The 14,284-nt window shown below is 74.4% G+C and carries 13 protein-coding genes; 8 read left to right on the top strand and 5 right to left on the bottom strand.

Features of this window, described 5'->3' with window-relative positions:
• Positions 1-47: 47 nt before the first annotated feature.
• From ACFXPX_RS40905 to ACFXPX_RS40895, 3 genes are all read right to left on the bottom strand, one after another.
• Positions 48-1,514, bottom strand: a complete 1,467-nt coding sequence (locus ACFXPX_RS40905; RefSeq protein ID WP_380644876.1) for a VWA domain-containing protein — start codon at positions 1,512-1,514, stop codon at positions 48-50.
• A complete protein-coding gene (locus ACFXPX_RS40900; RefSeq protein ID WP_380531354.1) occupies positions 1,511-2,410 on the bottom strand; it encodes an AAA family ATPase in 900 nt (299 codons plus the stop codon). Before ACFXPX_RS40900 ends, ACFXPX_RS40905 begins: the two co-directional genes overlap by 4 nt.
• Positions 2,411-2,605: 195 nt before the next feature.
• The gene (locus ACFXPX_RS40895) at positions 2,606-3,277 is read right to left on the bottom strand and encodes a Tat pathway signal sequence domain protein (RefSeq protein ID WP_375895996.1); all 672 of its coding nucleotides are present in this window, start codon (positions 3,275-3,277) and stop codon (positions 2,606-2,608) included.
• Positions 3,278-3,699: 422 nt separating this feature from the next.
• On the opposite strand from ACFXPX_RS40895, the gene ACFXPX_RS40890 reads away from it, so the two are divergent.
• From ACFXPX_RS40890 to ACFXPX_RS40875, 4 genes are all read left to right on the top strand, one after another.
• Positions 3,700-4,461, top strand: coding sequence for a TetR/AcrR family transcriptional regulator (locus ACFXPX_RS40890; protein WP_380531350.1), 762 nt, complete (start codon positions 3,700-3,702; stop codon positions 4,459-4,461).
• Positions 4,462-4,601: 140 nt separating this feature from the next.
• On the top strand, positions 4,602-5,258 hold the full coding sequence (locus ACFXPX_RS40885) for a DUF6230 family protein (protein WP_380531347.1): 657 nt from the start codon (positions 4,602-4,604) through the stop codon (positions 5,256-5,258).
• A 2-nt stretch (positions 5,259-5,260) separates the two neighbouring features.
• Positions 5,261-5,911, top strand: a complete 651-nt coding sequence (locus ACFXPX_RS40880; RefSeq protein ID WP_380644875.1) for a DUF6114 domain-containing protein — start codon at positions 5,261-5,263, stop codon at positions 5,909-5,911.
• A gap of 219 nt (positions 5,912-6,130) precedes the next feature.
• On the top strand, positions 6,131-7,411 hold the full coding sequence (locus tag ACFXPX_RS40875) for a globin domain-containing protein (protein WP_380644874.1): 1,281 nt from the start codon (positions 6,131-6,133) through the stop codon (positions 7,409-7,411).
• Positions 7,412-7,423: 12 nt separating this feature from the next.
• Here the strand turns inward: ACFXPX_RS40875 and ACFXPX_RS40870 are convergent, their stop codons facing one another.
• Entirely contained in the window at positions 7,424-8,827 is a 1,404-nt protein-coding gene (locus tag ACFXPX_RS40870; RefSeq protein WP_380644873.1) for a selenium-binding protein SBP56-related protein, read from the bottom strand.
• A gap of 347 nt (positions 8,828-9,174) precedes the next feature.
• On the opposite strand from ACFXPX_RS40870, the gene ACFXPX_RS40865 reads away from it, so the two are divergent.
• Both ACFXPX_RS40865 and ACFXPX_RS40860 read left to right on the top strand, forming a co-directional pair.
• Positions 9,175-10,146: an alpha/beta hydrolase gene (locus ACFXPX_RS40865; protein ID WP_375895979.1), complete on the top strand. Its 972-nt coding sequence runs from the start codon at positions 9,175-9,177 to the stop codon at positions 10,144-10,146.
• Between the two features lie 71 nt (positions 10,147-10,217).
• Positions 10,218-11,012: a spermidine synthase gene (locus tag ACFXPX_RS40860; protein WP_380644877.1), complete on the top strand. Its 795-nt coding sequence runs from the start codon at positions 10,218-10,220 to the stop codon at positions 11,010-11,012.
• An 11-nt stretch (positions 11,013-11,023) separates the two neighbouring features.
• On the opposite strand, the gene fabV is transcribed toward ACFXPX_RS40860, so the two are convergent.
• Positions 11,024-12,238, bottom strand: coding sequence for an enoyl-[acyl-carrier-protein] reductase FabV (gene fabV, locus ACFXPX_RS40855; RefSeq protein ID WP_380644872.1), 1,215 nt, complete (start codon positions 12,236-12,238; stop codon positions 11,024-11,026).
• 274 nt (positions 12,239-12,512) lie between these two features.
• Here fabV and ACFXPX_RS40850 point away from each other — a divergent pair, with 274 nt between their 5' ends.
• Together ACFXPX_RS40850 and ACFXPX_RS40845 are read left to right on the top strand one after the other, a co-directional pair.
• Entirely contained in the window at positions 12,513-13,334 is an 822-nt protein-coding gene (locus ACFXPX_RS40850; RefSeq protein WP_375895974.1) for a class I SAM-dependent methyltransferase, read from the top strand.
• Between the two features lie 203 nt (positions 13,335-13,537).
• On the top strand, positions 13,538-14,221 hold the full coding sequence (locus ACFXPX_RS40845) for a DedA family protein (RefSeq protein ID WP_380644871.1): 684 nt from the start codon (positions 13,538-13,540) through the stop codon (positions 14,219-14,221).
• Positions 14,222-14,284: the final 63 nt, after the last annotated feature.

Here is a 14,284-nt window from a genome sequence, read left to right as displayed (position 1 = left end):
CGCCGCTGCTCCCCAGCGGCCGGGCCGGCGGCCTCGGGCCGTACGCGTCAGACCGGCAGCAGGCGGGCGATCAGTTCGCCGAGGCGGCGGGCGTTGCGGCAGGAGTGCATCTCCACCACGTCCGCGTACGTCGGGGCGGCGGAGTCGCCGGTCGTCCAGAGCGCGGGGCGTTCGGGGTTGAGCCAGATGACCCGGCGGGCGCGGGAGGCGATCCGGCGCAGCGCCTCCGGGTGGGGGTCGCGGTGGTTGTTGCGGGCGTCGCCGAGGACGAGCACGCAGGTGCGGGGGCCGACGGCGGCCAGGTGGTGGTCGGCGAACTCGCCCAGGGCGGAGCCGTAGTCGCTGTTGCCGTGGTAGCCCGTCACCCGGGCCTCGGCGACGATGCGGGCGGCGAGCCGGGCCGGGTCGCCCTCGCCCCGCCGCAGCAGGTCGGTGACCTCGGCGGTGCGGTTGACGAAGGCGAACACCCGGACCTTGCTGAACTGTTCGCCCATCGCCTGCACCAGCAGCATGGTGAAATCGGCGAAGCCGGCCACCGAGCCGGAGACGTCGCACAGCAGCACCAGCTCCGGCCGGGCCGGGCGGCGCAGCCGGTACGCCGGGCGCAGCGGCACCCCGCCGGTGCCGAGGGAGCGGCGCAGGGTGCGCCGCAGGTCGATCCGCCCGCGGGCGGCGCGGCGGCGCCGGGCGGCCAGCCGGGTGGCCAGCTTGCGGGCCAACGGGTGCACGGTGCGGCGCAGTTCGGCGAGCTGGTCGCGGCCGGCGGCCAGGAAGTCGATCCGGTCGACGGTGGGGGCGACGGCCCGCTCCGCGATCCGTTCGGCGCCGCGCAGTTCGGCGACCCGGCGGCGGGCCTCGGCGGAGACCAGGGCGCGGAAGTCCCGGATGCGGCGGCGGATCTCGTCGGCGAGCACGCGGTCGGCGAGGTCACGGTCGGCGTGGCCGTCCGGGCCCTGGTCCCGCAGGCCGGCGAGGATCCGGGCGAGCAGGGTCTCGGGGGCCAGCCGGCCGAGCGCCTGGTGGGCGGACCAGCCGTCCGAGCCGGGGGTGCTGCCGGTGCCGTACCGGCCGAAGGCCTCGATCACCTCGCCGGCCAGCCGGGCCTGGGCGGCCCGGTCGTCGGCGGCCAGGGCGGCGGCGAGGCGCTCGCGCAGCCGGTCGCGGAGCGGGTCGGGGCGGCCGAAGCGCGGCGGCTCCGCGGTCTGCGGCGCGGGCTCGGCCGAGGGGTCGGTGCCGTGCCGGGCCCCGGGGGTGCGCAGGGCCTCGGGGGTGCCGACGCCGAGCGGGAAGAACAGGTCGAAGGTGGCGTCGAAGACCGCCCGTTGGCCGTCCGAGCGCAGCAGGGCGGCGGCCAGTCCGGCCCGCATCTGCTCCCGGTCGGCGAAGCCGAGCACGTCGAGCACGGCGGCGGCGTCCACCGTCTCGGCCGGGCCGATCCGCAGGCCGTGCCCGCGCAGGGCGCGGACCAGTCCGGTCAGCCGGGCGGCGGTGTCGGTGGCCCCCGGGGTGGTCACGCGAGGGTGAGCTTCTGGGCGGCCTTGCGGACGTCGTCCTGGTGCTTGAGGATCACCCCGAGGGTGTCCCGGACGACCGCGTCGTCCAGGGTGTCCGCGCCGAGGGCCAGCAGGGTGCGGGCCCAGTCGATGGTCTCGGCGACCGAGGGGGCCTTGCGCAGGTCCATCGCGCGCAGCGCGCCGACCACCCGGACCAGCGACTCGGCCAGCGTCGCGTCCAGCCCCGGTACCTTGAGCCGGACGATCCGGCGCTCCAACTCGGCGTCCGGGTAGTCGAGGTGGAGGAACAGGCAGCGGCGGCGCAGCGCCTCGGAGAGCTCGCGGGTGGCGTTGGAGGTGAGCAGGACGAAGGGGCGGCGGGTCGCGGTGATGGTGCCGAGCTCGGGGACGGTCACCTGGAAGTCGCTGAGCACCTCCAGCAGCAGTGCCTCCACCTCGACGTCGGCCTTGTCCATCTCGTCGATCAGCAGGACGGTGGGCTCCTCGCCGCGGATCGCGGTGAGCAGCGGGCGGGTGAGCAGGAACTCCTCGCCGAAGATGTCGCCGCGGGCTTCCTCCCAGCCCTCGTCGCGGCCGGCGGTGATCCGCAGCAGCTGCTTGGCGTGGTTCCACTCGTAGAGCGCGCGGGCCTCGTCGATGCCCTCGTAGCACTGGAGCCGTACCAGCCGGGCCGCGCCCAGTTCGGCGACGGCCTTGGCGAGTTCGGTCTTGCCGACTCCGGCGGGGCCCTCCACCAGCAGCGGCTTGCCGAGCCGGTCGGCCAGGAAGACGGTGGTGGCCACGGCCGTGGAGGCGAGGTAGCCGGTCGCGGCGAGTCGCTCGGCGGTGTCCGCCACCGAGGCGAAGAAGCCCGTGCCGGTGGTGCTGCCGTCGCTGCCGCCGCTGCCGCTGGTCATCCGACCCGCCCCGTTCCGGTCCGCCGCGCCCGTCCCGTCGGGGCCCGTGCAGCGCCACCCTACCGGCCGGTCACTTGCTTGTCCCGGGGCGTTGTCGGGGGCCTTCTCGGGGGCGCTCTCGGGGATCGGTGGAGCGGCGTACGGAGGGCGGTTGCCCGCCGTACGCCGCTCGGACGGATCCGGATGCCAGGGGCGTCAGTTGACCCAGAGGACCGGGCTGCCGGCGACGGAGCTGTCGGTGACCGGGCCGTAGGTGGCGCTGAAGTAGCCGGTCGAGAAGCACAGGCCCGGGCCGGACACCAGGTTGGCGGGCTGGTTGGCGAAGCTGATGCTGTTGTCGGTGTTCGAGGTGGAGCCGGTGATGCCGCTGGGGCTCTGGTAGACGCAGGTGACGGTGCCGAGCAGGGTGTTGAGGACCACGGTGATGCCCACCGGGCCGGCGCCGGTGCCGTTGAGCGACACGTTGGTGCCGGAGCCGGAGGTGACGGTGTTGGTGTACGGCAGGCTGGTGGCCGTGACGCTCTTGACGCTCCGGACGCCGAAGACGTTGGAGGTGCAGGAGCCGAAGGACTGGCTGTTGAGCTGCTCGGTCGCGCTGCCGGGCGCGGTCGGGTTGGACGTCACGGTCGCGGAGAACGAGGAGTTGGCACAGCTCACCCCGGTGGTGCTGCCCGCGCCGTTGGTGAAGGTCGCGGCGGTGCCGGGCGCCAGGTTGGCGACCAGGGTGTCGCCGACGGCGATGGCCGCGCCGCCGGCGCTGCCCTGGGTGAGGACGGCGGGGGAGTCGGCCTGGGCCGGTGCGACGGCGGCGCCGGTGAGCGCGAAGGCGGCGAGGGATGCGGCTGCGAGCGTGCGACGGATGCGCATGAGGGTGCCTCTCTCCGTCCGGGGACGGGTGGGGGAATCCCCGCGTGCGGGTGTGGTGGTGTGCACGACGGGGGAGGTGCATGGCGTACCGGGAGCTCTGTCGGACCACGGGTGCGGGCGGGCCCGGCGCCACGGGCCCGCTCCTGGGGTACGACGGTGTTCGTGCAGCGGTGCAGCGGTACGGGTGCAGCGGTGCGACGGTGCGACGGTGGTGCGGTGGCTCCGTGGTGGGGCGGCGGTCGGCGGCTGCCACCGCCGCGGGCCCGGCTCCCGCCCTGGTCCGGCGGTCCGGGCGGTTCGCCCGGGGCCGTCGGAGCCCCTGGATCCGACCGGTGGCGGCCTGCGCGCCGACCGATTGGAAACCTGGCAGTGTTGTAAACCCGTCGTTACGTCAATGTCAATACAGGACACAGGAGTTGGTGATGGATCCCAAACACCTCCGGAGTGCCGACCTGATCCTGCTGCCGGGTGCCCGGACCGGCCGGGATCCGGCCAGGTCGATCAAGCCGGGGCCGCGCCGGCAGCCCGCCGGAGTGGTCGCCGCGACCCAGCGCGAACGGCTGCTGGACGGCCTGGTCCGGACGGTGGCCGAACGCGGCTACCAGCACGCGACGGTGAGCGACATCTGCCGCGCGGCGGGCGTGACCAGGCCGGTCTTCTACGAGCTGTTCAGCGGCAAGGAGGACGCCTTCCTGGCCGCGCACCGGTACGGCACCGGGGTGGTGATCCGGCGGATGGCGGCGGCCTTCGCGGCCGAATCCGACTGGTGCTCCGGGATCCGCCAGGCGCTCGACGCGATGCTCCAACTCCTCGCGGGCACACCGTCCTTCGCGACCATGGCGGTGATCGAGATCGAGGCGGTCGGCCCGGCCGGCCGTCGTGAGCGGGAACAACTGCTCATCCGATTCCGGGCGTTCTTCGCCGACGTGCCGCAACTCCCGGGCGGGGTCGGGGTGCGGCAGATGGTCGACGCCGTGGTGGGCGGTGTCTACAGCGCGGTCTACCGGCTGATCTCCTCCGGGCGCACCGATCAACTGACCGATCTGCTCCCGGTGTTGAGCATGTTCTGCCTCGCCCCCTTCCTCGGTCCGGGCGAAGCGGCCGACCGGCTGGACGGCCCGACCCGGAGGATTGGTGAAGATCCTTCGTGCACCCGTATTGACCCGGCGAATACCGGGCAGTAGCTTCCCAGTTACCCAGCGCGCTCCGAACGGATCCGCCCCGCTGCCGAGGGGCGGACGGCCCGGTCGGGGCGCGGAACGCTGTCCGCGCCAGGACAACGTGCCAGCTGCCTGCACACCCCATCCATCCACAGGGAGCACACATGGCCATGTCCGAGGAAGCCGCCGCCGCGGCGGAAACCCCGCAGACGCCGACCGGGACCAGAAGAGGACGGGTCCGCATGAAGCGCTCCGCCCTGATGGCCGTACCGGTCGTCGCGGTCGGGGGCATCCTGATGACCCTCACCGCGCAGGGCGTGCTCGCCGCGCAGTTCTCCATCTCCGGCATGCCGTTCACCATCACCGCCGACAAGCTCGACGGTGACGGCTTCGCCCAGTTCGGCTCGCTGGACTCGATGATCCCGGACAGCCCCAACGCGGGCAACACCGGTGGGCAGGTCCTGGTGGCGGTCTCGGCGATCAAGGCCGCCCAGATCACCAACCTGTGCCAGGCCGTCGACCTCGGCGGCGTCAGCCTGGTGATCCACGCGGGCGACAAGGGCACCCCGGTGTCCGCCTCCGACCTCACCACCGACTCCGATCTGCTGTCCGGCGACGCGGAGTTCAAGAACATCGAGATCGGCGGCGACGCCAGCACCTACACCAAGGCCGGCCCGGTCGGGAAGGGCCAGCCGGGCGTCTTCGGCCAGCAGGCCGACCACGTCACGCTGACCCACCTCAACCAGCACAACTACGCCAGCACCGCCGTCGGGTTCAAGCTGCCCAACCTCCGGCTGAGCTTCAGCTCCAAGGGCTGCTGAACATGACGGAGTCCGTACCGGAGCCGGCCGCGACCGGCGAGGGCGCCGCTGAGCGGACCGAGGAGGTGGCGGCCGCGGGGACGGCCGCCACCGCCCCCGCGACCGCCGCCCCCGTCGCCGGCCCCGCCACCGCTCCCGCAGGGGCCGTCGCTCCCGCCGGAGCCGCCGCGACCGCTGCGCCCGCGAGCCCCGCGGGCCCGGTCAAACGCGACTGGCGGGGTAACCGGCCGTTCTGGGGCGGGCTGCTGGTGACCCTCGGCGGCGCCGAGATCCTGTTCACCCTGTGGGCCCCGCTACCCGTCCTGCTGCACATCTCACTGGTGGGCCTGGCCGGGTACCTGGTGCCGTCGGTGATGCTGCTGTGCGGCCTGCTGATCCTGTTCAACCCGACCCAGCGGCTGTTCTACTCCATCCTCGCCGCGCTCGCCTCGCTGGGCAGTTGGGTGACCTCCAACCTGGGCGGCTTCGTGATCGGCATGCTGCTCGGGATCGTGGGTGCCTGCCTGACCTTCGGGTGGGTGCCCGACCAGCCGCTGCGCCGTGGGAGGCAGCGGCGGGAGGACCGCCGCGCCGCGCGCCGGGCGGGGGCAGGGACGGGGGCGGGCGCGGGCGCGGCCGGGGCCGGAGCCGGGGCAGGGGCGGCCGGGGCCTGAGGGCCGGGACCTGAGGGCCGGGACCTGCCGGGAGTCACCGGCGGCGCCCCGCGCACCGGTGGTGGGAGAGCACCGGGTGCGCGGGGCGCTCCGCCGTGCCCGGGCCGTGCGCCGCGGGCCGCGGGCCGCGCGCCGGCCACGGAGGGCCGATGGTCCCGGGACCGTCCGGGGCCATCGGCCCTTCCCGCCCCGGTGGCCCGGCAGTTGACTGGGCAGGTCATGGACTACAGCAGCCAGGCCGACGCGGCCGCCACCGCCGAGTACGACCGTCTGATCGCCCGCCACCACGCGATGCGACTACGGCGCCAACTCCTCAGCCCCGCAGCGCCGTCGGGGCCCCGGTCCGGTGCAGGCCCGGGCCGCGACGGCCGCGAGGACCACCAGGACTACGGGGACCAGGACTACGGGGACCACGACGGCGCCGAGGACCAGCACCTGATCCGGCGCGAACTCGGAGCCGTCGCCCCGCTCGCGGACCTGATCGACCGGCTCTACGCGGTCATGTTCCGCCGCCGCCCCTTCCTGCGCCCGCTCTTCCCCGCCTCGATGGAGTTCCAGCAGGCCCACCTGGAACGCATCTTCCACCACCTGATCGACCACCTGCACCAGCCCGCCGACCTCGCCCGCATGCTCCGCCAACTCGGCCGTGACCACCGGAAGCTGGGCGTCCGGCCGGTCCACTACGAGGCCTTCGAGGAGGCCCTGTGCGCGGCCCTCCGGCACCGGGCCGCCGAACGGTGGACGCAGGAGCTCGAAGCCGCCTGGGTGCGGATGCTGCGGTTCGCCGTCGGTGCGATGGTCGCCGGCGCCGACTCGGCGCTCACCGAACCCCCGTACTGGCACGCCGTGGTGACCGGCCACGAGCGCCGCCGCCCCGACCTCGCCGTGGTCCGGGTGCGTACCGGGGAGCCCTACCCCTACCGGGCCGGCCAGTACGGCACGGTCGAACACCCGACGCTGCCGCACACCTGGCGGCAGTACTCGATGGGCTGCGCCCCGCGCGGCGACAACGAGTTGGAGTTCCACGTCCGCCGGACCGGCCCCGGCGGCGTCAGCGCGGCCCTGGTCGAGCACACCGCCCTCGGCGACCGGCTGCGCCTCGGCCCGCCGCGCGGCGGCCTGCTGCCCGACGGCGACGCCCGCGACCTGCTGCTGGTCGCGGGCGGCACCGGACTCGCCCCGATGAAGGCGATCGTCGAACAGCAGGCACTGCACCGCCCGCCGGGCCGCCGGGTGCACCTCTTCGTCGGCGCCCGCGACCGGTCCGACCTCTACGACTGGCAGTCCCTCTCCGAACTCGGCCTGCACAAGCCCTGGTTGTCGCTCACCCCGGTGACGGCCGGCCGCCTCGCCGACGCCGTCGCCGCCGCCGGGGACTGGCGCGAGCACCTCGCCTGCGTCAGTGGCCCGGCCGGGATGATCGCCGCCGTCCGCTCCGAACTCCTCGCGGTGGGACTCCCGTTGGACCGGATCCGGTTCGACCGGTCGGCCTACCGGTAGCCCCGCCGGGGCTCACCGGTAGCAGTACGAGTCCGAGGAGGCGTCCCCGCCCGCCAGGTGGGTCTGGTGGACGCGCAGCCCGCGGAAGTCGGCGCCGTGCGGGAAGAACCGCTCGTCGACGCTCAGGCCGCCGGCCTCCGGGTCGGCGTCCAGCTTGACCATCCACGGTTCGATGCCGTCCGGGTAGAACTGGTCGTCCCAGGCGCCGTACAGGGAGTTGGTGAGGTAGAGCCGCCGTCCGTCCCGGCTGATCTCCACCATCTGCGGCGCCCCGCTCAGCGGCCGCCCCGGCTCGGCCGGGTGCGGGGTGCGGGCGGCGACGCCGCCGAGGCGGACGGAGGAGGCCAGCCGGGGGTGGAACGGGTCCGACACGTCGTACTGGAACAGCTCGCCGGTGCCCCAGGCCGACACGTACAGCCAGCGGTCGTCCACCGACAGGTTGATGTCGGTCACCAGCGGCGGCACCGCCCCGAACGGCCTTAGCGCGGGCGGGAGTTCCTCGGCCCGGGCGGGCTCGGCCGGGATCTCGATCACTTTGCGGGCGGTGAACGCCGGGCCGTCCCGGTACCAGAGCCAGACCGAGGAGGAGAGGTCCTCCACGTTCACCACCACCCCGGCGAAGCCCCACTCCGCCTGCGGGTCGTGCGCGGGGCGCAGCTCCAGCACCATCTGGTACTGGTCCCCCAGGTCGACCCGCTGGAGGTGCCGGCCGGTGCCCAGCTCCCAGAAGTGCAGAGCGTGCCCGTACTTGCGGGCGAGCAGCTGCTCGGGCAGCACCCCGTCCTCGACCATCCACGGGGTGCCCCACTCGCTGGTCACCCCCACGTCGGTCCCCAGGTGCCACCAGACGTCGTACGCGAAGTGCTGCGGCTCGCGCTCCGTCTCCCAGGGGCGCAGCACCTCGAAGGTGGTGTGGTCCAGCAGCGCCACCCCGCCGGGCCCGTCGCCGCCGTCACCCGCGCCGAGGCAGGACAGGAACACCCCCTCCGGGCCGCAGTGCAGGGTGTGCGGCCGCGAGTAACCCGCCTTCGCGGCCAGCTCCTTCGCCTCGACCGTCTTCACCAGGCGCGGCCGCACCGGGTCCGGCCGGGTGTCCATCACGTGCAGCCGCGACGACCGCAGCCCCGGGAGGAGCAGGAACCGCCGCTCCGGGTTCTCGTGGCAGGCGTGCGCCAGCGCGCTGGAGCAGGCGTTCCAGCCGAAGTGGTGCAACTCGTCCCCGAGGGTCGGCAGTTCGGCGAAGTTGAGCACCTTCCCGTAACTCGGCGACGCCGGGTCGGTGTCCACGGTGAGCAGGGCATCCGGCTGCCGCCCCGCCCGGTCGAACCCGGCCACGTACGCCAGTTTCTCCGGCGGCGCCGCGATCGCCTCCGCCGCCGAACGGTAGAGCGACGGATCGATGTGCCCGTGCTGCATGCAGACTCCCCAACTCGCCGTGTCCGTCCGGGAAGCGTTCCACACGACCACCGGCGCACAGCAGGCGCACGCGAAGCGACGGGGAAGCGCGGACGGCTGCCCTTGCGCGGTGCACGACGGCGTCAGCGGGGGCGACAGCCGGGCAGCGTCGTCCAGGCCGTGGCCGCGCACGTGACGGCGGCCCTCCACCCGCCGACCGTCGCCACCCCGGCCTCCGGCCGTTCGCCCCGGAGCGCTTCGGGACGGCTGCCGCGCGGGCCGCGGCTACCGGCCGGTATGGTCGGGGGCGGAACGGGTGGTGACCTGCCGGAAGGGCGGGCGGAGCAGAGGGACGGGTGCGGCGGCAGATGGAGTTTCGGGAAGACATCCTGGGTGCCCCCTACGAGGCGGCCGAGCTGACGCTGCGGTCCGATGACGAGGGGGCGGTCTGCGCGACGCTGGTGCGGCGGGTGGTGCCGGGGGCGGAGCGGGCGGTGCTGTACGTCCACGGGTACAACGACTACTTCTTCCAGACCAACCTGGCGGAGCACTACGCCGCGCTCGGGTTCTCGTTCTACGCCCTGGACCTGCGCAAGTACGGGCGCTCGCTGCGGCCCCACCAGTCGCCGAACTTCGTCCGCGACCTCGCCGAGTACGACGAGGAGATCGACGAGGCGGTGCGGATCATCCGGGAGGTGGACGGGCACCGGCAGCTGCTGCTGAACGGGCACTCCACCGGCGGGCTGGTGGGGGCCCTGTGGGCGGGGCGCCGGGCCGGGCGGGGGCTGGTGGACGGGCTGTTCCTGAACAGTCCGTTCCTGTCGATGCCCGCCGGGGCGGCCGTGCGGACGGCGGGCGGGCCGGTGGTGACGGCGCTCGCGCGGATGAAGCCGACCCGGATCCTGCCGTCCTCGCTGAACCCCCACTACACCCACAGCCTGCACAAGGACCACAAGGGCGAGTGGGACTTCGACCTCACCCTCAAGCCGGCCGAGGGCTTCCCGCTGTACGCGGGCTGGCTGTCGGCGATCCACCAGGGGCACCGGCAGCTGCGGCACGGGCTGGGGATCGACGTGCCGGTGCTGCTGATGGCCTCGACGAGGTCGGTCTCCACCACCAAGTGGCACAACGCCCTGCACCACGCCGACGGGGTGCTGCGCGCCGACGACATCGCCGCGCAGGGGCCGCGGCTGGGCCGGCACGTCACGGTGGTGCGGATCGAGGGCGGCATGCACGACCTGGTGCTGTCCGGCGAGACGGCCCGGACCGCGGTGTTCGCCGAGCTGGACCGCTGGCTGGCGGCCTACCTGGACGTGCGCCCGGTGGGGGAGCCCGCGTGACGGACGGGCCGGTGGAGGCGGACGAGCCGGTGCCGGTCGGCCGGGCCACCGACCTGGGCTTCGCCAAGCTCATGCCGGACATCGACCGGGACGGCGGCTGGCTGCTCACCCTGGACGGCACCCCGCAGTCGTACGTCGACCTCGCCGACCCGACCCACCTGGAGTTCGAGTACACCCGCCGGCTCGGCCACCTCGCCGACGCCCTGGCGCCCGCCGGCCGGCCGCTGGACGTGCTGCACCTGGGCGGTGGCGCGCTCACCATGCCGCGCTACCTGGCCGCCACCCGCCCCGGTTCGCGGCAGCGCGTGGTGGAGGTGGACGGGCCGCTGCTGGAACTGGTCGCCGCGCACCTGCCCTGGCAGGGCCCCGACGCGGACGTCACCGCGACGGTCGGCGACGCCCGGGCGGCCCTGGCGGCCACCCCGGCCGGCTCGCAGGACCTGCTGATCGCGGACGTCTTCCACGGCTCCCGCACCCCGGCGCACCTCACCTCGGTCGAGTTCCTCCGGCTGGCCGCGGCGGCGCTGCGCCCGGGCGGCTGCTACGCGGCCAACCTCGCGGACGGCCCGCCGCTGGCCTTCGCCCGGGCCCAGGCGGCCACGGTGCGGGCGGTGTTCCCGTACGTGTGCCTGGTGGCGGAGGCCCCGGTGCTGCGCGGGCGCCGGTACGGCAACATCATGCTGGCCGGCTCGACGGCCCCACTGCCGGTGGCGGAGCTGACCCGGCTGCTGGCGGGCGACATCTTCCCGGCCCGGCTCACCGACGGCGCGGAGCTGGCCGCCCTGGTCGGCCGCACGGCCCCGGTCACCGACGCCGACGCCACCGACTCCCCGCCCCCGCCGGACGGCGCGTTCAGCGTGGGCTGAGGCCGGCCGGATCAGGACACCGGTCCCGGCCAGGGGACGTCGGTGGCCACCGGGGCGGTGTAGTCGACGCCGGGGACGGCGAAGCCGTACAGGCGCTGGACCTCGGCGTGGAACCAGTCGAGGTCGGCGAGGTCGGCCACGGTGTCGGTGGTGGCGGCCGCCCAGCGTTCGGCGACGGCGGCCTGGACCTCCTCGGCGAGCTCCCAGCCGTCCAGCCGGACCCGGCCCTCGTCGTCCAGGAGGAGCGGGGCGGCGCCGGTGAGCTGGTCCCACAGGGTGGCGAGCTGGTGCACCGGCGGGACCATGTCCGGGCCGAGGACGCCGCGCAGCAGCCCGGTGTAGAGGGCGATGCCGGGTACGGCGGTGGAGGACTGGGTGACGGCGGCGCCGTTGACGGAGGTGACGGCCCGCCCGCCGACCGCCTGGCCGAGCCGCTCGTCCAGGGCGCGGGCGGTGGCCTCCAGGTGGGCCTTGGCCGCGCCGATGGTGCCCTGCCGGTAGATCGCCGCCGTCAGCGGGGAGCCGATGTAGGAGAGCGCCGCGGTGGTGAAGCCCTCGCCGAGGAGCCCCCGGGCGGAGAGGCGGTCGATCCAGCGCTCCCAGTCGGCCCCGCCCATCACGGCGACGGTCTGCTCGATGTCGTCGCCCTCGGCCGGTTCGGTCCCGACCTCGCGGACCTCGGGGTGGCCCCGGTCGTCGAAGACGAGGGTCCTGGTGCGGTCGGCCCGGCCGATCGGCTTGAGGACGGAGGCGTAGGTGGTGCCGGTGTCGGGGTCGGTGCGCCGGGGCGCGGCCACCGAGTAGACCAGGTGGTCCAGCCGGCCGCCGAAGCGCTCCTCGATCAGGTCGGCGACCTGGTCCTTCATCGCGTCGGAGAAGGCGTCGCCGTTGAGGAGGACCACGTCCCGACCGGCGGCGCGGGCGAGTTCGGCGGTGGCGGCGGTGCGGTACCAGCCGGCCGTGGCGGTGCGCCGCTCGGTGGGGCCCTTCTCGAAGGAGACCAGGATGCCGCGGATGCCGGCCCGCTTGAGCCCGGCGACGGTGGCCGCCAGGCCGTACCCGGCCGAGGAGCCGATGATCAGGGCCACCGGCCCTTCGCCGTCCGGCAGTCGGGCCGGGTCGGGGCAGTCCTGCCACATGTCGGCGACCAGTCGCCCGCAGCCCGCCGGGTGGGAGTCGAGGAAGAGGAACCCCCGGTTGCGGGGGATGAGAACGCGCTCGCTCACGGTGGCAGTCCTTGGGTGGGCCGGGTGGTGGAGGCGGCTGCCGGAGAGGGCGCCGCGTTGCCAGTCTGGGACAGCACGGAGGCGGCCAGCGGCCACCGCCGGGCACAACGATCACGAGTGGATCTTGGAGTGTTCCGCCACTGACGCCCGCCTCGCCCCGCCCCGCCCCGCGTCGCAGCGCGGCGCGGCGCGTCGCCGGGAGGGGCGGTCCGGGGCGGGTGTCAGAATCGGCGGGTTCATGCCGGAGCACGGTGCACGTCCGAAGGAGTGAGCGGTGAGCGGTGGCGGGGAACGTCCGGAGCTGGGGAAGGTGCCCGAGACGGCGCTGTGGACGCTGTGGCACCGGGCGGTGGAGGCCCGGCGGCCCGACGCGGTGCTGCACGACCCGGTGGCGGTGGGGCTGGTGGGGCGGATCGACTTCCCGTTCGCCGCCCGGTTCGGGGAGTCGCGGCTGGTGAGCCAGGTGCAGGCGCTGCGGGCGGCCTGCTTCGACCGGGAGGTCGCGGACTTCCTGGACCGGTACCCGCGGGGCACCGTGGTCGGCCTCGGCGACGGGCTGGAGACCCAGGCCTGGCGGGTCGACAACGGCCGGGCGAGCTGGCTGTCCGTCGACCTGCCCGAGACCGCCCGGCTGCGCGAGCAGCTGCTGCCGCCGGACGACCGCCACCGGATCCTCGCCTGCTCGGCCACCGACCCGCGCTGGATGGACGAGGTCGACCCGGACCCGGCGCGCGGCGTGCTGATCACCACCGAGGGCCTGCTGATGTACCTGCGGCCGACCGAGGTCCGGGCGCTGATCGCCGCCTGCGCCGAGCGCTTCCCGGGCGGCGCGCTGGTGCTGGACGCGGTACCGCGCTGGGCCGGCCGCCGGGCCGTGGCCGGGAAGCTGCGGGACCGGCACTACCAGGCCCCGCCGATGCCCTTCGGCATGGACGCCGACGAGCTCGGCAAGCTGGCGCAGGCCCACCCGGCGGTCACCGGCGTGCGGGAGGTGTACCCGGAGGGCGGGCGCGGACTGCTGCGCGCCGTGCTGCCGCTCGCGCGCGTGATCAAGCAGCGTCCGTCGGTCGTCGCACTGCGTTTTACCGAATCTTGAAGAAATGCCGGTCGGCCTGGAACTATGGGAGTCGGGACGTACGTCGTAACAACGGGTGATCGGCCAGGGGGACGGGCCGCCCGGCACGTTAGGCTGCGCCCCGGGGGGAGCGGCCAGGGTGCCGCCATCGGACAACCGCCGGGACGGGCGTGCGGCTCCACGGGGAGCCGACCCCGGCCCGACCTGCCACGGAGGTACTGGCCTTGCACATCGACGCCTGGATCGAGAGCGTCCCACCGACCGCGGTGTACGCCCTGATCGGCCTGATCATCGGGATCGAGTCGCTGGGCATCCCGCTGCCCGGCGAGATCGCGCTGGTCACGGCGTCCCTGATGGCGGTCAAGGGTGTGGTGAGCCCGTGGGGGATCGCGATCTGCGCGATCGCGGGCGCGATCATCGGTGACTCGATCGGCTACTCGATCGGCCGCAAGGGCGGCAAGCCGCTGTTCGAGAAGCTCGGACGGAAGTTCCCCAAGCACTTCGGGCCCTCCCACCTGGCCACCGCCGAGCGCTCCTTCCAGAAGTGGGGCATGTGGGCGGTCTTCTTCGGCCGCTTCATCGCCCTGCTGCGCATCTTCGCCGGTCCGCTCGCGGGCGCGCTCCGGATGCCGTACTGGAAGTTCCTGATCGCCAACGTGCTGGGCGGCATCGTCTGGGCCGGTGGCACGACCCTGCTGGTCTACAAGGTCGGCAAGGCCATCGAGCCCTGGCTCTCCCGGTTCTCCTGGGCGGGCCTCGCGGCCGCCGTGGTGATCGGGGCGGCCTCGGCCTGGGTGATGAAGCGCCGCGCGGCCAAGACCCACGCCAAGATCGAGGCGGAGGAGGCGGCCAAGGCCGCTGCGGCCGGCACCGCCGCCTCGTCGGCCACGGCGCCCGTCGCCGAGTGACACCACACCGACTGCACTGACACCTACGGCCGCCCATCGGGAGCGGCCGTGCAGGAGCCGACC

Origin of the sequence: Kitasatospora sp. NPDC059146, from assembly GCF_042786665.1 — a bacterium.
Lineage (GTDB): Bacteria > Actinomycetota > Actinomycetes > Streptomycetales > Streptomycetaceae > Kitasatospora.
This window is presented reverse-complemented; position numbering and strand designations above follow the sequence as displayed.

Coding starts and splice junctions, on each gene's coding strand:
- ACFXPX_RS40900 (WP_380531354.1), bottom strand. CDS start 2,410: ATGACCAGCGGCAGCGGCGGCAGCGACGGCAGCACCACCGGCACGGGC.
- ACFXPX_RS40895 (WP_375895996.1), bottom strand. CDS start 3,277: ATGCGCATCCGTCGCACGCTCGCAGCCGCATCCCTCGCCGCCTTCGCG.
- ACFXPX_RS40890 (WP_380531350.1), top strand. CDS start 3,700: ATGGATCCCAAACACCTCCGGAGTGCCGACCTGATCCTGCTGCCGGGT.
- ACFXPX_RS40885 (WP_380531347.1), top strand. CDS start 4,602: ATGGCCATGTCCGAGGAAGCCGCCGCCGCGGCGGAAACCCCGCAGACG.
- ACFXPX_RS40880 (WP_380644875.1), top strand. CDS start 5,261: ATGACGGAGTCCGTACCGGAGCCGGCCGCGACCGGCGAGGGCGCCGCT.
- ACFXPX_RS40875 (WP_380644874.1), top strand. CDS start 6,131: ATGGACTACAGCAGCCAGGCCGACGCGGCCGCCACCGCCGAGTACGAC.
- ACFXPX_RS40870 (WP_380644873.1), bottom strand. CDS start 8,827: ATGCAGCACGGGCACATCGATCCGTCGCTCTACCGTTCGGCGGCGGAG.
- ACFXPX_RS40865 (WP_375895979.1), top strand. CDS start 9,175: ATGGAGTTTCGGGAAGACATCCTGGGTGCCCCCTACGAGGCGGCCGAG.
- ACFXPX_RS40860 (WP_380644877.1), top strand. CDS start 10,218: ATGCCGGACATCGACCGGGACGGCGGCTGGCTGCTCACCCTGGACGGC.